Annotated in this window: 16 protein-coding genes and 1 pseudogene; all 17 read right to left on the minus strand. The window is 65.6% G+C overall.

The genetic code is table 11. From position 1 onward, the window contains the following. Positions 1-41 precede the first annotated feature (41 nt). Entirely contained in the window at positions 42-1544 is a 1503-nt protein-coding gene (locus ACOGXH_RS14310; RefSeq protein WP_419929765.1) for an NADH-quinone oxidoreductase subunit N, read from the minus strand. After that, positions 1544-3121, minus strand: coding sequence for an NADH-quinone oxidoreductase subunit M (locus ACOGXH_RS14315; RefSeq protein ID WP_419929766.1), 1578 nt, complete (start codon positions 3119-3121; stop codon positions 1544-1546). The genes ACOGXH_RS14310 and ACOGXH_RS14315 overlap by 1 nt, the downstream gene beginning before the upstream one ends. Positions 3122-3132: 11 nt before the next feature. Next, positions 3133-5115, minus strand: coding sequence for an NADH-quinone oxidoreductase subunit L (nuoL, locus tag ACOGXH_RS14320; RefSeq protein ID WP_419929767.1), 1983 nt, complete (start codon positions 5113-5115; stop codon positions 3133-3135). Positions 5116-5129: 14 nt separating this feature from the next. Then, positions 5130-5432 (minus strand): NADH-quinone oxidoreductase subunit NuoK, encoded by a 303-nt coding sequence (gene nuoK / locus ACOGXH_RS14325; RefSeq protein WP_419929768.1) that lies wholly within the window; start codon positions 5430-5432, stop codon positions 5130-5132. After that, complete coding sequence (locus ACOGXH_RS14330) at positions 5432-6001, minus strand: NADH-quinone oxidoreductase subunit J (protein WP_419929769.1); 570 nt, start codon at positions 5999-6001, stop codon at positions 5432-5434. The genes nuoK and ACOGXH_RS14330 overlap by 1 nt, the downstream gene beginning before the upstream one ends. After that, positions 6001-6669 carry an NADH-quinone oxidoreductase subunit NuoI gene (gene nuoI, locus ACOGXH_RS14335; RefSeq protein ID WP_419929770.1) on the minus strand — a complete coding sequence of 223 codons (669 nt, stop codon included), beginning with the start codon at positions 6667-6669 and terminating at the stop codon, positions 6001-6003. The genes ACOGXH_RS14330 and nuoI overlap by 1 nt, the downstream gene beginning before the upstream one ends. Continuing rightward, positions 6669-7886: an NADH-quinone oxidoreductase subunit NuoH gene (gene nuoH / locus ACOGXH_RS14340; protein ID WP_419929771.1), complete on the minus strand. Its 1218-nt coding sequence runs from the start codon at positions 7884-7886 to the stop codon at positions 6669-6671. Before nuoH ends, nuoI begins: the two co-directional genes overlap by 1 nt. Positions 7887-7920: 34 nt before the next feature. Further along, a complete protein-coding gene (locus tag ACOGXH_RS14345) occupies positions 7921-10464 on the minus strand; it encodes a molybdopterin-dependent oxidoreductase (protein WP_419929772.1) in 2544 nt (847 codons plus the stop codon). Then, positions 10461-11798 carry an NADH-quinone oxidoreductase subunit NuoF gene (gene nuoF, locus ACOGXH_RS14350; protein ID WP_419929773.1) on the minus strand — a complete coding sequence of 446 codons (1338 nt, stop codon included), beginning with the start codon at positions 11796-11798 and terminating at the stop codon, positions 10461-10463. Before nuoF ends, ACOGXH_RS14345 begins: the two co-directional genes overlap by 4 nt. Beyond that, positions 11795-12415, minus strand: a complete 621-nt coding sequence (gene nuoE, locus ACOGXH_RS14355) for an NADH-quinone oxidoreductase subunit NuoE (protein ID WP_419929774.1) — start codon at positions 12413-12415, stop codon at positions 11795-11797. Before nuoE ends, nuoF begins: the two co-directional genes overlap by 4 nt. 3 nt (positions 12416-12418) lie before the next feature. Further along, a complete protein-coding gene (locus tag ACOGXH_RS14360) occupies positions 12419-13708 on the minus strand; it encodes an NADH-quinone oxidoreductase subunit D (protein WP_419929775.1) in 1290 nt (429 codons plus the stop codon). 114 nt (positions 13709-13822) lie between these two features. Beyond that, positions 13823-14296, minus strand: a complete 474-nt coding sequence (locus ACOGXH_RS14365) for an NADH-quinone oxidoreductase subunit C (RefSeq protein WP_419929776.1) — start codon at positions 14294-14296, stop codon at positions 13823-13825. 56 nt (positions 14297-14352) lie between these two features. Further along, a pseudogene (locus ACOGXH_RS14370) lies at positions 14353-14817 on the minus strand (NADH-quinone oxidoreductase subunit B); the annotation flags it as partial. 109 nt (positions 14818-14926) lie between these two features. Further along, the gene (locus ACOGXH_RS14375; RefSeq protein WP_419929777.1) at positions 14927-15394 is read right to left on the minus strand and encodes an NADH-quinone oxidoreductase subunit A; all 468 of its coding nucleotides are present in this window, start codon (positions 15392-15394) and stop codon (positions 14927-14929) included. 23 nt (positions 15395-15417) lie between these two features. Then, complete coding sequence (locus tag ACOGXH_RS14380; RefSeq protein WP_419929778.1) at positions 15418-16554, minus strand: hypothetical protein; 1137 nt, start codon at positions 16552-16554, stop codon at positions 15418-15420. 2 nt (positions 16555-16556) lie between these two features. Continuing rightward, a complete protein-coding gene (locus ACOGXH_RS14385; RefSeq protein WP_419929779.1) occupies positions 16557-17888 on the minus strand; it encodes a c-type cytochrome in 1332 nt (443 codons plus the stop codon). Next, positions 17888-18760, minus strand: a complete 873-nt coding sequence (locus ACOGXH_RS14390; protein ID WP_419929780.1) for a ubiquinol-cytochrome c reductase iron-sulfur subunit — start codon at positions 18758-18760, stop codon at positions 17888-17890. Before ACOGXH_RS14390 ends, ACOGXH_RS14385 begins: the two co-directional genes overlap by 1 nt. Between the last annotated feature and the right edge of the window lies 1 nt (position 18761).

Raw genomic sequence — 18761 nt, forward strand, 5'->3', positions numbered from 1 at the left:
CTCCAAAACCGGTAGAAGGGTTGCAGAGACTGGACAGTGGGTTAGTAGGCGGAGAAGTGCTGGAGTGTCAGTTGGGCGTGGTCGGCGAGGTCGAAGAGGGGTTCGGGGTAGATGCCGAAGGCCAGGGTGAATAGCACCACAATGGCGATGGCCAGAGCCGGGCCGCGAGGTATGCGGAGGCGGGGGGCGTCGGGGTCGGGGGCGTCGAGGAACATGGCCACCACGATGCGCAGGTACAAGAAGGCGGCCACCACTGCGGCCAGCATGGCGATGACGGCCAGCCAGAAAGAGCGGGCGTCCACCGCGGCGGTGATCACCTCGAACTTGGCCCAGAACCCGGCGGTGAACGGAATGCCGGCCTGCGACAACAACAGCACGGTGAAGGCCACGGCCAGCAGCGGGCGGCGTGCGGCCAGACCCCGCATATTGTCGATGCCGGTACCCTCGTCGCCGGGGCTGCTCACCACGGTGATCACCGCGAAGCTGCCGATGGCCATGGCCGCGTAGGCGGCCAGGTAAAACAGCACGCTGGCCACGCCTTCGTCGGTGGCGGCCTGCACGCCGACCAGAATGAATCCGGCATGACTGATGGAGGAGTAGGCCAAGATCCGCTTCACGTCGGTCTGAACGATGGCCAGCATCGAGCCCACCGCCAAGCTGGCGATGGCCAGGCCGAACACCACCGGCTGCCACTCGTCGGCCACGTCCTCGAATCCGGCGAAGAACACCCGAAGCAAGGCAGCAAAGGCGGCGGCTTTCACCCCGGCGGCCATGTACGACACCACCGGTGACGGCGCCCCCTGGTACACATCGGGCGTCCAGGCATGGAACGGCACGGCGGCCACCTTGAAGCCGAACCCCACCAACAGCATGCCCATTCCGGCCAGGAGCAAACCGTTGTCGCTCAGATCGTTGTTCTGGAGAATTCCCTCGATGTCGATCAGGTTGAGCGAGCCGGTGGCCCCGTACACCAAGGCGATGCCGTAGAGCAGGAATGCGGACGCGAACGCCCCCAGCACGAAGTACTTGATGCCCGCTTCCTGCGACTCGGCCCGGCGCAGGTGCATGGCCACCAGCACGTACACCGCCAGCGACAGGATTTCCAGGCCCAAGAACAGCACGATGAGGTTGTTGGCCGAGGACATGGTGATGCCGCCGGCAGCCGACAGCATCAACAACACGTAGAAGGCCGAAGCATCGAGGTTCTCCCGGTGCAAGAACCCATCGGCCACCAGCGCGGTCAACACCACTGTGCAGGCCAGGACCACGATGATGAACACCGAGAACTGGTCCACCCCGATCGAACCGGCAATGGTCGAATGGGGGCCCCACTGCGATACCCGTATCCAAACCGGAATAGCGGTGGCCAGCACTCCCAGCCCGGCGGCCACCGTGAAGGCCGACGCGAACCACCCCGGCAGTCGGCTGCCGGCCAGCGACACAATGGTCAACAGCACCACCGCGGCTCCGGCCATCACCAGATGGGGAATGAGCGGCAGCCACTGGATGTCGGGAATTTCTACCTGCGCGAGAACGGAGAGCATCAGTGACCCTCCCCCTCGTCGCCGCCGTAGTCGCCCATGAGGGTGCGGAGTTCTTCAAAGCTGCCCTCGGGTCGGTCATCCACGGTGGGAGACTCAAATCCCTCGACTTCCTCCATGTGTTCAATCAAGGCATTGACGGCCGGCTCCATCCGCTCGATCACCGGCTTGGGGTACACCCCCAAGAAAACGATGAGCCCCACCAAGGGCACCATCACCAGCTTCTCCTGCCAGTTGAGGTCGGGCATAGACCGGTTGGCGTCGTCGGGGGTGCCATGGAACACCCGCTGGTAAGCCCACAGGAGGTAGAGCGCAGCCAGGATGACCCCAGCAGCCGCCACCACCGCCCACCAGCGGTGGGCCACAAAGGCGCCGGCCAAGATCAAGAACTCGCCCACGAAGCCGTTGAGGCCGGGCAGGCCCACCGACGACAGCATCACCAGGGTGAACACCGCGGCCAGCACCGGGGCCGCCTTCTGGAGCCCAATCATCTCGGAGATCTGGCGGGTGTGGCGGCGCTCGTAGATGAACCCCACCAGCAAGAACAGCGCCCCGGTGGACAGGCCGTGGTTGACCATCTGGAGCAGGCCGCCCTCGATACCCTCGGTGTTGATGGAGAAGATGCCCAGCACAATGAACCCGAGGTGAGCCACCGACGAATAGGCCACCAGGCGTTTCAAGTCGCGCTGCATGGTGGCCACCACCGCGCCGTAAAGAATGCCGATCACCCCCAAGGTGAACAGCAGCGGGGCGAAGTAGCGGGATGCTTCGGGGAACAGATACAGGCCAAAACGGACCAGCCCGTAGGTGCCCAGCTTGAGCAACACACCGGCCAGGATCACCGACCCGGCGGTGGGGGCCTCGGTGTGGGCGTCGGGCAGCCAGGTGTGTACCGGGAACAGGGGCACCTTCACCGCGAAGGCCAACACGAACGATAAGAAGATCCAGCGGGCGGTGATGGTGGGTAGCTCGCCCGCGCTGTTGGCCAACTCCAGCACATTGAAGGTGACGGCGTTGCCGGTCTCCCGAGCGGTGAGCAGGGCCAGCACCAGCATCCCAACCAGCATGAGGGCCGAGCCCAGCATGGTGAATAAGAAGAACTTGGTGGCCGCGTACTTGCGGTTTTCGTGGCCCCACGAGCCGATGAGGAAGTACATGGGGATCAGCACGATCTCGAAGAACAGGAAGAACAGCACCAGATCCAGCGCCAGGAACACCCCGAGGCAGCCGGTTTCCAGCACCAGCATCCAGATGTAATAGGCCTTGGCGTCGTGGGACGGGTCGCAGGCCACGATGGCGATGGGGAACAGCAGCCCGGTGAGCACCACCAAGAACAGCGAGATGCCATCAACCCCGACGTGCCAGGAGATGCCGGCGGAGTCGACCCACTCGGTGAGCTGGGTGAACTGGAAGCCGCCGTCGTGCTTGTCGAAGGTGGCCATCAGCCACAGGGTGAGTGCCCCGGTGGCCGCCGAGGTGGCCACCGCCACCGGCTTGAGCACCTCGGACCGGGACGAGGCGATGAGCGCGATGGCTGCCGCGCCCACTAGGGGAAGGAAGATGATGACCGGCAAGATCATGGCGCCACCCATCAGAATCCCGCCCTCGAGATGAACCAGGCCAGCAGCGCCACCGCGCCGATGGCGATGCCCAGGGCATAGCTGCGGACTAGGCCGGACTGCGACACCCGCAGCTTGGTCCCGCCCCGGCGGATCAGGGTGCCGGTGGCGTTGACCGCACCGTCCACCACTCGCTCATCGAATTGGGTGGTGCGCTCGAATGCCCGGCGGCCGGGACCGCCCATGAAGTTGGTGACGATCTCGTCGATGCGCCAGGCCCGGGCCAAGAAGGGGCGCTCGATGCGAGCCGGGTCGATCCGGCGGCGGATGTAGACCGCGGCGCCGGCCGACACCCCGCCCAGGCTGCCGACAATGGCCACTAGGGCCAGCACCCACTGGGTGCCCCCGCCGAAGGGGAGATGGCCGCCGTTGCCGAACAGAGAGGGCTTCAGCCAGTTGCCCAGGAAGTGGACATCAGAAGTAAACGGCAGGTTGAACACCCCGGCCACCATGGCCAATCCGGCCAGCACCACCAGGGGAATGGTCATGGTCCACGGCGACTCGTGGGGGTGGCGATTGGGTGGGGCTGCTTCGTCGTGGGCGTCGGCCTCGTTTGCATCAGCCGTGTCTTCTGCCTCGCCTGGCTCGACGTCTCCAGCGTCGTCGCCGGACACCCAGCGGGGCGGACCGAAGAAGGTCATGAGCACCAGTCGGGTCATGTAGAAGGCGGTGAGGATGGCGGTGGCCAACAGCAGCACCCACAGCACCTTGTTCTCGCCGTAGGCGTAGGCCAGAATCTCGTCCTTCGACCAGAAGCCCGAGAACGGGGGCACCCCGGCGATGGCCAGCCATCCGGCCACGAAGGTCATCGAGGTGATGGGCAGCAGCCGAGCCAGGCCGCCATAGCGGCGGATGTCCTGGTCGCCGTCCATGCCGTGGATCACCGACCCGGCTCCCAAGAACAGCAGCGCCTTGAAGAAGGCGTGGGTGACCATGTGGAAGATGGCAGCCACGTAGGCCCCCGAGCCCACGGCCACGAACATGAACCCGAGCTGGCTGACGGTGGAGTAGGCCAGCACCTTTTTGATGTCGTTTTGGGCCACCGCGATAGTGGCGGCCATCAGCGCGGTGCCCAGACCCACCCACATAATGAGGTCGGGCACCCAGCCGTGGGCCTCGGCGATGATGGGGTTCATCCGGGTAAGCAGGTACACCCCGGCGGTAACCATGGTGGCGGCGTGGATGAGGGCCGACACCGGGGTGGGGCCGGCCATGGCGTCAGGAAGCCAAATGTGCAGCGGGAACTGGGCCGACTTGCCCGCCGCGCCTACCAGCAGCAGCACCACGATGGCCGACGCCGTGCCCGCGGCCACGCCATTGGACTCCACGTCGAAGAAGATCTCCCCGTACTGAAGCGATCCGAAGGTCAAAAAGGCCAGGAACATGGCCACCAGAAAGCCCCAGTCCCCCACCCGGTTGGTGACGAACGCCTTCTTGCCTGCCGAGGCGTTGGCCTCGTCGGTGAACCAGAACGAGATCAGCAGGTAGGAGCAGGCCCCCACACCTTCCCAGCCCAGGAAGGTGAGCAGCAGGTTGTCGCCCAGCACCAGCATGAGCATGGAGAAGGCGAACAGGTTGAGGTAGATGAAGAACCGGGAGAAGTCGGCGTCGCCGTGCATGTAGCCGATGGAGTACAGGTGGATGAGGGCCCCGACCCCGGTCACAAACAGGGCCATGGTGATGGACAGCGGGTCGGCCAGAAAACCGATGTCCACCGCCAGCTTCCCGGCTGGCACCCACTCGAACAGGGTGACCACCGTCTCCCGCTCGTCGCCCTCGTGGCCCACCAGCCCGATGAACACCAGCAGCGTGGCCAGGAACGATCCGCCCATCATGGCCGTGGCCAGCCAGCCGGCCCAGGGCTCGCCCAGGCGGCGGCCCAGCGTCATGAGGATCAAGACCCCCGCCAGCGGGAACGCGGGGATCAGCCAGACCAGATCAACGAGCGTGCTCATGGACTACCCCGGCCCTATCCCCTCAACACCGATAAGTCGTCGGCGGTGGCTTGGGGGCGGCGGCGGTTGATGGCCACCACAATGGCCAATCCCACCACCACCTCGGCGGCCGCCACCACCAGCACGAAGAACACCGATACCTGCCCGCCGATGTCGCCCAGCTCCCGCCCGAAGGTAATGAAGGTGAGGTTGACGGCGTTGAGCATCAGCTCCACGCACATGAACATGATCAGCGGGTTGCGCCGCACCAGCAGGCCCACCGCGCCGATGGTGAACAGGCCGGCGGCCAAGATCAGATACCAGGAGGCGGTGACCATCAGTCGTCCCCTGCGGCTTCTTGGGATTCGGGGGCTTCCTGAGCTTGGTCGGCGCGGGCTATGCGACGGGACATGACCACTGCGCCCACCACCGAGATGGTGAGCAAGGCGGCGGTGGCTTCAAAGGCGTACACGTAGTGTGTGAACAAGACGTCGGCGATCTGGCGCAAGTTGGAGTATTGATCGGTGATGGGCGCCGTCATGGCCTTTTGACCCGGCAAGCCGATGTCGCTGGTCACCAAAAACGCCACGGCCAACCCGAAGGTGCCCAAGCCCACGATGGCGGCCAGAACCCGCTGGCCGGTGATGGGCTCCACCGACAAGTCTTCCAGCCGGTCGACGCCCAACAGCATGATCACGAACAAGAAAAGGACCACGATGGCGCCGGCGTAGACGATGATCTGCACCGCGGCCAAGAAGTGGGCCTCCAGGTTGAGGAACAAAACGGCCATGCCGAACAGGGTCCCCACCAGGCTCAATGCGGCGTGGACCGGGTTACGGGCCAGAACCACACCCAGCGCCCCGGCCAGCACGATGGCCGCGCACACTATGAAGACCGCGGTCTCCATCAGTGGTGGCCGCCATGGTCGTCGTGTGTGGCGTCAGTTTCCTCAGGCTCTTCAGCCGTGTCCTCGTCCTCGGTTTGGCCCCGTTCGGGGGGACGGATGCCGTAGCCCAGCTCGCCCGACCAGGCCACCTTGCCCTCGTAGGCGGCCATGCCCGACGGCGACGTGGCCCGCACCCACGCCGAGGTGTGCTCATCGTCGCCTGGTTCCCAGTGTTCCCACGGAAGCTGCTGGGGCCGGCCGTCGTCGCCCACCACCAACTCGTCTTTGGTGTAGATGGCGTCGGACCGGTTGGTGAACGAGAACTCGAACAGCTTCGACTCGGTGATGGCCTCGGTGGGGCAGGCCTCCACGCACAGGTCGCAGTGAATACACCGCAGGTAATTGATCTCGTACACGTAGCCGAAGCGCTCGCCGGGCGACACTGGATCGTCGGGCGGGTTGTCGGCGCCGCGCACGTAGATGCAGCGAGCCGGGCACACCCCAGCGCACAGCTCGCACCCGATGCACTTCTCCATGCCGTCCTCGTAGCGGTTGAGCACGTGGCGGCCGTGGAAGCGCTCGGGCTTGGGGCGCTTCTCATCGGGGTACTGGGTGGTGACCACCCGGCCAGTGGCGGTGCCTTTGAGCAGCTTGCGCAGCGTGACTGCGAATCCCTGGAGGTATCCCATTAGGCGAACCCTCCTTGCGGATCGAGCTCTCGGCGCTGGCGGGCGGCCCGCAGGGCCAGGGCCAGCAGGCCAGCCAGCGCGGCCATGATGGCCAGCATCACGATCACCGCCGCGGCCCGGTTCCAGCCCCGGTCGCCGGCCACGTCATAGGAGGCCAACACCAGCAGCCAGCCCAGCGATAAGGGGATGAGCAGCTTCCAGCCCAGGTCCATGAGCTGGTCGTAGCGGAAGCGAGGCAGGGTGGCCCGCAACCACACGAAGGCGAACAAGAACAGCATCAGCTTGATGAAGAACCACAACAGGCCCGACAGCCAGCCCACCGTAGTGAAATCGGGGCCGTTGGGGCCGCCCAGGAACAGCGTCACGATGATGGCCGACATGGTGATGGTGTTCATGAACTCGGCCAGGAAGAACAAGGCGAACCGGAGGGAGCTGTACTCGGTGTGGAATCCGCCGACCAGCTCCTGCTCGGCCTCCACCAAGTCGAACGGGGGACGGTTCAGTTCGGCGGTGGCCGCGATCAAGAAGATGACCATGGGCACAACCCAGGTGACCCACAGGTTCCAGTTCCACACCGACTGCTCAGCCACGATCTGGTTGGTGGACAAGCTGCCCGACTTCAACAGCACCGCGGCCAGTGACAGGCCCAGAGCGGCCTCGTACGACACCATTTGGGCTGAGGCTCGCACCGACGCCAGCAGCGGATACTTGGAGCCCGACGACCAGCCGGCCAGCATCACCCCGTACACGGCCACCGACGACATGGCCAGCACCAGCAGGATTCCCACCGGCGGATCGGACACTTGGAGAAGGGTCTCGTGGCCGAACAGGGAGATTCGGCCGTTGCCGCCGCTGAAGTCGCCCCCCACCGGGACCACGGCAAACACCAAAAAGGCGGGCACCAGCGACAGGTAGGGGGCCAGCTTGAACACCAATCGGTCGGACTGCTCGGGAACGAGGTCTTCCTTGAAGAACAGCTTGATGCCGTCGGCCAGCGTTTGGAAGATGCCGAACGGGCCGGCCAAGTTGGGGCCGATGCGGTTCTGCATGTCGCTGATGAGCTTGCGCTCGAACCAGATCATCAGCATGACGGCCACCAGGAGGACGGCGAAGGCCACCCCAACCTTGAGCAGGGTGATGAGCACCTCGGCCAAACCCACCCCGCCGACATAGAGGGGGTCGAGGCCGAACACGCTGGGACCGAGAGCCGCGGTCATCGGGTACAACCCCCCTGATGAGGCGTCTCTCCGCTCATTGCGTCTGGATCCTCAAGTCGGTGACCGGGGCCTCGGGATCAACGAGATCCCTCACATCCAGGTCCGGGTAGTTGTAGCCGAACACCGCGGTTCCTCGGGGGACACCGGGATCGGCCACCACCGGCATGTCCATCTCGCCCACGTGGGAAATCACCTGTACGTCGGTGCCCGGCTCCACGCCGACCCGGTCGAAGTCGTAGGGATTGACCGACAGGACCGCGGCCGGCGCCAAGGCGGCCAGCGAACCGGCGTGCTGAACCAGGGTGCCCCGGTCGTACATGCGCCTCGAAGACACCAGCCGCAGGCTGTAGGCATCGATTGGCGGCGCTGAGGTGGGGGCTTCGAGCGAGGTGAATTCGATGGAGCTGTCGGCGACCACAACGCCGTCGTCAGCAGCCTCGATGGTTTCTAAGGACAGGTTTCGGTGCGACGGGGCCACCCGGGCGATCTCCTCCCACACTTCCTCAGGAGAGCCGAATCCGAAGTCAGCACCGAGCTGTCGGGCCAATTCGGTGGCGATGGCCCAGTCGGCTCGGGCCGTGCCCGGCGGAGTGATGATCTGGCGCTGGCTGGTGATGCGCCCTTCCATGTTGGTGTGGGTGCCCCGACGTTCGGCGAACCCGGCGGCGGGAAACACGATGTGGGCCCGGGCCGCAGACGGGTTGAGGAATAGATCAGAGGCGATGATCGTGCCCACTCGCCCGAGGGCTTCTTCGGCCTGCTCGGCGTTCGGGAAATCGCCCAGCGGATCGGCGCCCAACAGAATCAGCACGTCGATGTGGCCTTCGGCGGCGGCTTTCAGAATGCCGCGGGCATCCGAACCCGGGGAGGAGGGCACCGAACCCCACGACTCGGCCAGCGCCGAACCGCCGTCAGTCAGAGTTATTCGTCCGGGCAGCAGTCCGGGGCCCAACCCCATGTCGAATGTGCCCAGCACGTTGCCCCGGTGCAGCGCGGGCAGAAACGCGATGCCCGGCCGGCCACCAGCGTTGAGAAGGTTGGCGAACCGAGCCAGCTCGGCCGCCGCGTCCAAAGTGAAATCGGCCGACTCCGCCAGCGAGGGGCGGCCCAAAATGACAGTAATCGGCTGATCGGCGCGGTCGGCCAGTGCGGCCGCCGCGCCAGCCACGACGGCAGCGGGAACCCCACCGATGTCTCCGTCAGGTCCGGCGTCGATCTCGCCGCCCACCAGCGCGGCGGCCACCGCGGCGGCCTCTCCCGGACGATGGTGCAGCCGGTGGGTAGTCAAGTGGCTCAGCCCGGTGGCGCGGGGGGTGATCTCGATGAGCTGCACCCCGTCGTTGACCACGGCGTGGCGGAGGCGCAGATACAGGGTGCCCTGCTCCTCTTTGGGATCAGGGGTCAGCAGAATGACTGTGCCGCCCGGAGTGCAGGCCCGGTTGATGGTGGCCCGGGGCAGGCCCAACACCGCATCGGCGGGCAGACCGTCGTCGAGCTGGGCGTCGACGTTGTCGGTGCCGATTACGCCTTTGGCCAGCCGGGCCCAAACGTACTGGTCTTCATTGGTTAGCCGGGCGCCGCCCAGCACTGCCACCGACTGGGGGCCATTGCTGGCCACTGCCCCTTTGATGGCATCAGCTGCCTGGCTGAGGGCTTGGCCCCAAGAAGTCTCGACCAGCTCGCTGCCAGCGGGGTCGATTCGGCCCAAGGGCGTGCCCCGAACCAGCGGCGTCCGCAGCCGAAGCTCGCTGGCAGTGGCCTCGAAAGAAAAACGGTCCTTGTCGGTCAGCCATCCCCAGTTGACCGCGTCGCTGTCCACCCCCTGATAGCGCAGCACCTGATCCCGGGAGGCCTGGACCACCACCCGGTCGCCCATTGGGTTGGGGTAGGTGGACTCCACCTCGATGAGATCCCAGGGGCGGGCCTTGAACCGATAGGGCACCGCGGTGAGGGCGCCAACCGGGCAGATCTGCACGGTGTTGCCGCTGAAGTAGGAGGAGAAGGGCAGATCAGGAAAGGTGTTGACCTGGGTTTGGTCGCCCCGGTCTTGGAAGGTGATGAGCGGGTCGCCGGCCACCTCATCGGCGAACCGGGTGCAGCGGTCGCACAGGATGCAGCGCTCCCGGTCGAGATACACCAGGTCGTTCACCGGGATGGGCTTCTCGAAGTGGCGCTTCTCCTCCACGAACCGGCTCTCGCCGGGGCCATAGGCCATGGTCTGGTCTTGGAGAGGGCACTCGCCGCCCTTGTCGCACACCGGGCAGTCCAGCGGGTGGTTCAGCAACAGAAATTCCAGCACACCGTCTTGGGCTTTGCGGGTTTGATCCGAGGTTGTATCCACCTCCATGCCCTCGCTCACTGCGACCATGCAGGAGGGTTGCAGAGCGGGGCCTCGTCCGGTGTCGATGTCCACGATGCACATGCGGCACATGCCCACCGAATTCATGCGGGGGTGGTAGCAGAAGTGGGGGATGTACACCCCGGCCCGCTCGGCCGCGGCGATGACCCACTCGCCGGGCTGGGCCTCCACCGGCTGGCCGTTGACGGTGATGTTGACCACGGTCTCTTGCTCGCTCACGACATAACTCCTGCGCTTGTCGTGACCGCGACCGAGGTGGCGGGCAGATAGGCCTCGAACTCGCCGCGGAACCGCTCCAGGGCCGAGGCGATGGGCGACACTGCCGAAGGCCCCAACGGACAGATGGTGGTCTGGCGGGGCGGCCAGGCGATACCGGGGCTGATGTTGTCGCACACGTCCATCAACAGATCCAGGTCTTGGGGACGGCCCTGGCCGGCCAAGATGCGGCTCAAGATCTTCTCCAGCCAGGAGGTTCCCTCCCGACACGGCGTGCACTTGCCACAGGACTCCCGGGCGAAGAACCGCACCACGTTGTGGCAGGCCTTCACCACGTCGGTGGTGTCGTCCATGACCACGATGGCCCCCGAGCCCAGCATGGATCCGGCCTGGTCGACGGTGGTCTTCTCCAAGGGCAAGTCGAGATGCTCCTCGAAGAACCACGGGGCCGACGCGCCGCCGGGAATGAACGTCTTGAGGGTCCGGCCCGGGCGCATGCCGCCGGCATAGCGGGGGTCGAAGATGATGTCGCGGAAGGTGGTGGTGCCGAAGGGCACCTCGAACACCCCGGGGGTAGCCACATGGCCCGACACCGCGAACACCCGGGTGCCGGTGGAGCTGTCCGCCCCCATGGTGGCAAAGGCCGCCCCGCCGTTGGACACGATCCACGGCAGGTTGGCCAGGGTCTCCACGTTGTTGACGATGGTGGGCTTGCCGTAGAGGCCGATGGACGCCGGGAAATAGGGGGGCTTGAGCCGGGGCATTCCCCGGTCGCCTTCCAGGCTCTCGATGAGGGCGGTCTCCTCTCCCACGATGTAGGCCCCCGCCCCCCAGTGCAGGGTGATGTCTACCGAGAAGTCCTCGGCGCCCAGCACGTTGGCGCCCACGTAACCCGCCTCGTAGGCCTCGTTGAGGGCGGCAGCTAGCCGCTCTTGGGCGTGGGCCATCTCGCCGCGCACATACAGGAAGCACTGGGTGAGCCCGAGGGCATAACAGGCGATCAAACAGCCCTCGATGAGCTGGTGGGGATCGCGCTCCATGAGGAGGCGGTCCTTATAGGTGCCAGGCTCCGACTCGTCGCCGTTCACCACCAGATAGCGGGGCCACACGCCGGGCGGACAGAAGCCCCATTTGACCCCGGCGGGGAAGCCGGCACCACCCCGGCCCAGCAGGCTGGCGGTACGAACCTCGCCGTGGACGTCGGCCGGGGCCATCTCCAGGGCTCGGCGCAGCCCGGCATAGCCCCCGGTGCGCTCGTAACCGGCCAGGGTGTGGCCGTCTTCGGTGTCGAAGCGAGAGGTGATGATCCGCAGGTCCTGGGGGGCGGGCGCGCTCACGAGCCGTCTCCATTGTCGGAGGGGTTGCGGGCCATCCAGGCCGGCTCGCCCTGGCCGTCGGGGGGCGACACCCCAGCCCGGCGGTTGTCGCCGATGTGCTGGCGCACCTTGGCCAACTGGCCGTGGGGAGCCACCCCTGCGGTATCGGCCCGCAGGTCTTCGACCAGCTGGTCGAATTCATCGGTGGTGACCTGGTTGCGGTAGCGGTAGTTGACCTGGAGGCACGGGGCCTCGGTGCAGGCGGCAATGCACTCCACGGCTTCCAGGGTGATCTTGCCGTCGTCGGTAGTCCCGCCGGGCCTCACCCCCAAGGTCGCCTCGGCGTGGTGGATCAGCTCCGACGAGCCCAGCAGATGGCAGGAGATGCCGTTGCAGATGTTGACCATGTAGTCACCCACCGGCTCCCGCTTGAGCATCTCATAGAAGCTGCACGTGCCCATCACCTCAGCCGGGGTGACCCCAACCAACTCGGCGATGTGGGCCATGGCGTCCTCGGTGACATAGCCGTCTTGTTCTTGAGCCAGGTGCAGCAGGGGAATGAGCGCGGAGCGGGGAACCGGATACCGGCTCAAAATCTCTTGGGCGATGGTGAGGTTGTTGGCGTTCAGGCGGGCCATGGCTTAGCGGTCCACCTCCCCCATGATCGGGTCGACCGAGGAGATGATGGCCACCGCGTCGGCCACCATGCCGCCCTGCATCAGGTGGGGCAGGGTTTGCAGGTTCACAAAGCTGGGGCCGCGGATATGCATGCGGTAGGGCACCGCCGAGCCGTCCGACACCATGTAGCAGCCCAGCTCCCCCCGGGGGGACTCCACTGCGGCGTACACCTCGCCGGCAGGCACCTTGAACCCCTCGGTGAAGATCTTGAAGTGGTGGATTAACGCCTCCATCGACTCGTCGATGCGGGCCCGGGGCGGCGGGGTGACCTTCTTGTCCTGCACCCGGTAGTCGCCCGAGGGCATCTGGTCGAGGATCTGGGCCAATATGCGGATCGACTCCCTGATTTCGTTCAGCCGGATGGCATAGCGGTCGAAGCAGTCGCCGTAGGTGCCCACCACCACGTCGAAGTCCATTTGGTCGTAGGCCAGATAAGGCATGTCCCGGCGCAGGTCCCAGGCATAGCCGGTGGAGCGCAGGATGGGCCCCGTCACCCCCAAGGCCAGGCACTCGGCGGTGTTGATGACCCCTACGCCCTGCAACCGCTCCCGGTAGATGGGCTGGCCAGTGAGCAGAGTGTCGAACTCATTGAGCCGGGCGGGCAGGGCATCAATGAGGGTGAGAACCTCGTCGCGCCAGCCGTCGGGCAGGTCGGCAGCCACGCCGCCGGGCCGAATGTAGTTGTGGTTCATCCGCAAGCCGGTGATGGTCTCCAGCAGGCGAAGGGCTTCCTCCCGCTCCCTCCAGCCGTAGATCATCATCGACACCGCGCCGATGTCCATACCGTTGGTGGCCTGGAACAGCAGATGGGAGCTGATGCGGTTCAGCTCGCACATCAGCATCCTGATCCAAACTGCTCGAGGAGGAACCTCCAGGCCCAGGAGCGCTTCGGTGGCCATCGAGAAGGCCAGCTCGCTGAACAGCGGGGAGGCGTAGTCCATGCGGGTGACGTTGGTGGGGCCTTGGAGATAGGTGAGGGTCTCGGCGGTCTTCTCCATGCCGGTGTGGAGGTAGCCGATGACCGGCTTGGACCGCATCACCGTCTCCCCCTCCATCTCCAGCATGAGCCGCAGCACGCCATGGGTGCTGGGGTGCTGAGGCCCCATGTTCATGATCATGCTGGTGTCGCTGGCGTTGGATTCGGCCTCCAAGCGCTCGCCGTCGTCCTCGCTAATGCGGAGCACGGCGCTGTCCTCCCGACGGCGAACTGCTGCGTCGGTGGTGGCTTCGACCGCGGTCTCAGGTGCGCTCATCGGGTGGCCTTGAATTGAACGGGAATGTGGATCATGCCCACGGTCTTCAGCGCGGTCATTGGGTGGCCTTGAATTGAACGGGAATGTGGATCATGCCCACGGTCTTCAGCGCGGTCATTGGGTGGCCTTGAATTGAACGGGAATGTGCCCCACTGAGAAGTCCTTCCGCAGCGGGTGGCCCTCCCAGTCGGGGGGCATGAGGATGCGGCTGGGGTCGGGATGGCCCTCGAAGACGATGCCGAACATGTCGGCCACCTCCCGTTCCAATGCCTCGGTGCCGGGGTACAGGTCGAACAAGGTGGCGACGGTGGGATCGTCGGCCGGCACTTGAACCCGCAGCCTGATGCGGCCCGGCGCGGCGTGGGAGATGAGGGTGACCACCAGCTCAAACCGCTCGGGCTCCACTTCGGGGGGCAGATCGGTGCGGCCCGGGTGCTCCAAGTAGTCCACCGCGGTCACGTCGAGGACCGACACATAGCCCTCGTCGCGCAAGCCAGCCACCGTCTCGGTGAGCTGGTCGCGCGAAACGTGTATTACCGCCGTCTCGCCGAGCTGGTCGCGGGGCACGTGTCGCACCGAATCGTTCATGTACGAATTACCACGCCCGTTGATGATTGACCGTCGCGTTGGTCGACGGTGAGGTTGGCACCGGCACCGGTCTCATCCCGGCGGCGGGTGATCTCCCCGGTGGTGATCTTGTCGTGGAGGGTCAAGATGGCGTGCATGAGGGTTTCCGGGCCGGGCGGGCAGCCGGGGGCGTACACATCCACCGGCACGATCTGGTCCACGCCCTGCACGATGGCGTAGTTGTTGAACATGCCACCGCTGGAAGCGCACACCCCCATGGAGATCACCCACTTGGGTTCCATCATCTGGTCGTAGATGCGGCGCAGAATGGGGGCCATCTTCTGGGACACCCGGCCGGCGACGATCATCAAGTCGGCCTGGCGGGGAGAAGCCCGGAACACCTCCATGCCGTAGCGGGCCAGGTCGTAGTGAGCGCCGCCGGTGGCCATCATCTCGATGGCGCAGCAGGCCAGACCGAAGGTGGCCGGCCAGCAACTCCGAGCCCTAGACCATTTGACCAGGTCTTCGAGCTTGCCGGTCACGAAGTTGTGGTCGACCCCCTCAAGCCCGCGGTCGGCTATGGCTTTGGGATCACCCACGAGTGGTAGCTTCATTTGTGGCCCCTCCATCGCAGCTGGCTCCCCCGAAGTCTCATGCCGCCTCCTCCGGTGCGCCTCGACCGTCCAGGCCTACCCGGCGGATGGTGGTGTCGCTGGTGCGCCGGGCCGAAACCCGGGGGTCACGCCGCCATATCGGTCGGGAGGGTCCCCAGTCGAGAGCACCGTTGCCAATGAGGTAGACGAACGACTCGAACACCGCCAGGGCGAAGATCCCCATGGCCACTAGTCCGAACAACCCCAGTCCCCGGTAGGACACCGCCCAGGGGTATAAGAAGATGATCTCGATGTCGAAGACGATGAAGATCATGGCGATGAGAAAGAATCGAACCCCGAATCGCTCGGGGGCGTCGGTGCTCTCCTCCACTCCGCACTCGTAGGGGGCCAGCTTGGCTTTGGTCTGGCGTCGGGGGGCCAGCAGACGGGAGGCGCCGAAGCTCAACGCGGCGAACAGCACGGCCAAGACTCCGAGGGCGAGGATCGGCAGGTACTGGCCGGTCATCGCGGACTACCCCCCCAATACGATCATGGGGCCGCGCCTTCGCCCTCCAGGCGACGGCGGACTTCCAGGTCGCGGGTGTGGAGCATCAGCAGCGACGCCAAGAACAACAGTCCCGAGCCGATGGTGACCAGAATACTGGGCAGGCGGAACCGGCCCAGGTTGCGCTGCATGAGCACCGAGATGACCGGTTCATTGGGATCGACCTCCGTGGGAGGCGGCGCCTGGCCGGCCACCGGCTCCTTGTAGATCGACCGCTGGACTTGCACCACCGTGTAGTTGGTGGGGTGGCGGGGCATCGCACTGGTGATGACCTTGTTGCTGACCCGCTCCCATACCCCGTTGTTGAGCCGCTTGGGCTTGCCCCCCTGCTGGTAGGCATCCAGCACCACGAATGAGTTGCTCTGCGCGTCGGTCTCGCCAAAGCCCAGATCGGCTTGGGCGAGATAGTCGCTGGCCGCGGTGATGGCCTCGCCGGCGGCCTGGGTGGTCTGAAGGTTCCAATCGCCCAGCTCCAGCCAACCTAGGCGCTCTGCCTCGTCGGTGAGATCGGGATGGACGCCCTTCAACTCACTCAAGGTCAGGTCTTCGTTGCGGATGCGCTGCTCTTCGGCAAGGCGCTGCACTTCGCTCTCGATCTCATCGCCTGCGAGCTTGCGGGGGTCGTCGTCGGCTAAGGCATCATTGAAGGCGGTCAGTTCAGCCCGTATGTCTCCGGCATCAATGGAGTCCAGCTCCATCTTTTGGCTGCTGTCGCCCAGAACGCGGACCACCTGAATGGCCTTGGGCAGGCAGTCTCCGTCGCCCAGGGTGGCACAAGTCAACGGGTTGGGGAGATCGTCGAGAATCTCGGGGGGTGGATTGGCCTCGTTGTCGGTGATCGACGGGTTGCCGATGTGGATGGCCTGCACCTCCCAGGTGGGCCGAGCCCCTTGCAGCCCGATTCCGTACAGCGACCAGAGGAATGCCATCATCACCGTCCACCCGAAGATGGCCGAGATGGCGATAAGGGAGCCGAGGCGGAAGCCGGTGTTGGTGGAGATGATGAGCCACACCGACCCCATCAGGATGGCCGAACCCAACAACACCGTTAGCAAGCCGCGGATCTCGTTGTCGAACGAGATGGCCCCTAGGGCGCTCAATGCGGAGAAAACCGAGCCCATGCTCACAACCCCCGCTCGTAGGCCACGATGTCGGCAATCTGCGCGGCGGTCAGCGTGCCCGGCCGGGTACTGCCATCCTCCAGCGTGCAGAAGCCGAATATGGGGCTGCGGTCACTCGAGTCCCGGTCGCCCACACATGCGCCGAAGGCCGGCATTTGGCCCCCGCCGTCGCCCTGGCCGAAGTTGCCGTAGCCCACGCCTTCTTGAGAGCCGATGGTGACAAAGCCCTCGTGGCCCTCGGCGCTGTCGAACTGCCGGAGGGTGGCGCCGTTGGTGAGGTTGGGCCCGAATCCGCCGCCGCCGGGGATGTCAGCAGGAATCAGATTCCCAAGCTGAGCCACCATCGCGGCCTCGGCATCCGACCCCCTGGTCAATACCACTGGACCGGCGCCGGGTTCTTCTTCGGGTCCGGTGAACTGCCACGAGTCTCGCGGCGTATGGCACCGAGCACAGCCGTACACCCCGTTGTTGAACAGCAGCTCTCCCCGATCAGCCGACGCCAAGTCGCGAATGTACTGCTCGCTAATCTCGCGGAGCTCCCTCTCCAAATCAGCCACCTCCCTTGCGGCGGCTTCGGCGGCTTCATCATCGGCTCCCGCGGCCGCAACCGCGGCTCGGGCTTCTTCCAACCTGGAATCCAGACCGGGATTGGCCGCCAATACGTCATCTCGCACTTGGGTAATGAGGCCAGCCAATACCTCGCCCTCCACATCATGGGGGGCAAGCTGAATGCTCTGGATGTACTGGATCAGCTCTTCCACCTGCTGGGTGGTCATCGGGCCGCCGCCCGGCGCCCCCCAGGGCTGCATGGGGGTGGGCGGGCGACCGTAGTTGAGGATGTGGCGCACCTCTTCTTCGGAGAAGCGGTACAGCGTGGTGGTCAGCGCGGGAACCTCCCACTTGATGGCGGCCACGAAGTTCCCGTTGTCGTCGGTGACGGTGTGGTCGGTGGTACCGCCGAGACCGCCACCGCCGTGGCAGCTGGAGCACGACTCTTCAAACAGACCGGCCCCCCGGCTGGTGAATTGATCCCGGGAGTACTCCAAGTAGCCTTGCTGACGTCCGGGCTCACCCAGCCAGTACAGCGGCAAAGCAACCCCGATGATTACCAGCGTGACCAGGCCGCTGACCAGGGCAAGGTCGAGCTTGGAGGTCTCCAGTTCCTCGTCGCTCAGGTAGGGCTTGCGGTTGGGGGCCAGCTCTACTTCTGAGCCCTTTTCGCCGCGGCCGGCCCACAACACGTTGTAGATGAGATAGATGGCAAAGCCCACGATGGCCACCACCGCGATGGCCATGCCCAGGTTGCGCTGGGTTGAGGCGGCAAGTAGGTGCATCAGTGCGATGCTCCCCCAAGACAGCTCGGGCCTTCAGGCTCCTGACCGGTGGTGTTCACCCCGATGGGCGGCCCCTGGATGACAGTGCCGGTGCGGATGATGAACTCCCCTTTGGCGTTCACCGACATGGCGAACCGGTCCATGCCCCGGGGGGCGGGCCCGCCTCGCTTCTCGCCCACCTGGTTGTAGCGGGAACCGTGGCAGGGGCACTCGAACCACTGCGAGGTCAAACAGTTCGGCACCCGACAGCCCAAATGGGGGCACTTCTGGAACAAGGCAACCAGCCCGGCCTCCATTCCGGTCAGCTCCGGGGCGCTGTAGGTGTCTTGCGCTTTGGGCAGGGCCGCCGCGGGGTACTCGGTGACCCAGGCCCGGCCCTCGGGAAGGTACAGAAACCCGTTCTCGCCTCTGATCTTCGACTTCACATCGGCGACCAAACCGGCGTTCACATCGGCGCCGAAGCCGGTGACGAACGGCGGCCACAGAAAGGCCACACAGGCGGCGCCGAAGCCGGTGAGGCTGAAGCCCATCATGGCCACGGTGCTGCGGTTCAAGAACTGGCGGCGGCTCACCCCGACGGCATCGGGATCGGGCGGGGTCCACTCCTCCACCGATGCATCGGCGGCCTCCACCAACTCGGTGCCCGCGGTCTGACGAGCCAGTACCGCGGCCCGCTCCACCTCTCGTCCCGTGGGAGCGTCGGGTGCTCCGGCAGGGTCGTCGATGTCCACCCGGCCCCGGTCCCGGCGACGGGTCTCCCGAGTGAGCCGCCCTTCGGCCGCCATGGTCTCCCTTCGTCGGGCCGCGCCGATCAACACGATGACCGCGGCCACCACGATGATCGGTATGGCGATGGAGAGTGCGACGCCCATA

It is taken from the genome of Candidatus Poriferisocius sp., assembly GCF_965208355.1.
Lineage (GTDB): Bacteria > Actinomycetota > Acidimicrobiia > Acidimicrobiales > Bin134 > Poriferisocius.

Excerpts from the sequence above, each read along its gene's own strand:
- ACOGXH_RS14380 (WP_419929778.1), bottom strand. The coding sequence starts at position 16,554 with ATGGGCTCGGTTTTCTCCGCATTGAGCGCCCTAGGGGCCATCTCGTTC.
- ACOGXH_RS14315 (WP_419929766.1), bottom strand. The coding sequence starts at position 3,121 with ATGATCTTGCCGGTCATCATCTTCCTTCCCCTAGTGGGCGCGGCAGCC.
- nuoH (WP_419929771.1), bottom strand. The coding sequence starts at position 7,886 with ATGACCGCGGCTCTCGGTCCCAGCGTGTTCGGCCTCGACCCCCTCTAT.
- ACOGXH_RS14390 (WP_419929780.1), bottom strand. The coding sequence starts at position 18,760 with ATGGGCGTCGCACTCTCCATCGCCATACCGATCATCGTGGTGGCCGCG.
- nuoI (WP_419929770.1), bottom strand. The coding sequence starts at position 6,669 with ATGGGATACCTCCAGGGATTCGCAGTCACGCTGCGCAAGCTGCTCAAA.
- ACOGXH_RS14330 (WP_419929769.1), bottom strand. The coding sequence starts at position 6,001 with ATGGAGACCGCGGTCTTCATAGTGTGCGCGGCCATCGTGCTGGCCGGG.
- nuoL (WP_419929767.1), bottom strand. The coding sequence starts at position 5,115 with ATGAGCACGCTCGTTGATCTGGTCTGGCTGATCCCCGCGTTCCCGCTG.
- ACOGXH_RS14365 (WP_419929776.1), bottom strand. The coding sequence starts at position 14,296 with ATGAACGATTCGGTGCGACACGTGCCCCGCGACCAGCTCGGCGAGACG.
- nuoK (WP_419929768.1), bottom strand. The coding sequence starts at position 5,432 with ATGGTCACCGCCTCCTGGTATCTGATCTTGGCCGCCGGCCTGTTCACC.
- nuoE (WP_419929774.1), bottom strand. The coding sequence starts at position 12,415 with ATGGCCCGCCTGAACGCCAACAACCTCACCATCGCCCAAGAGATTTTG.
- ACOGXH_RS14310 (WP_419929765.1), bottom strand. The coding sequence starts at position 1,544 with ATGCTCTCCGTTCTCGCGCAGGTAGAAATTCCCGACATCCAGTGGCTG.
- ACOGXH_RS14360 (WP_419929775.1), bottom strand. The coding sequence starts at position 13,708 with ATGAGCGCACCTGAGACCGCGGTCGAAGCCACCACCGACGCAGCAGTT.
- ACOGXH_RS14385 (WP_419929779.1), bottom strand. The coding sequence starts at position 17,888 with ATGCACCTACTTGCCGCCTCAACCCAGCGCAACCTGGGCATGGCCATC.
- ACOGXH_RS14375 (WP_419929777.1), bottom strand. The coding sequence starts at position 15,394 with ATGACCGGCCAGTACCTGCCGATCCTCGCCCTCGGAGTCTTGGCCGTG.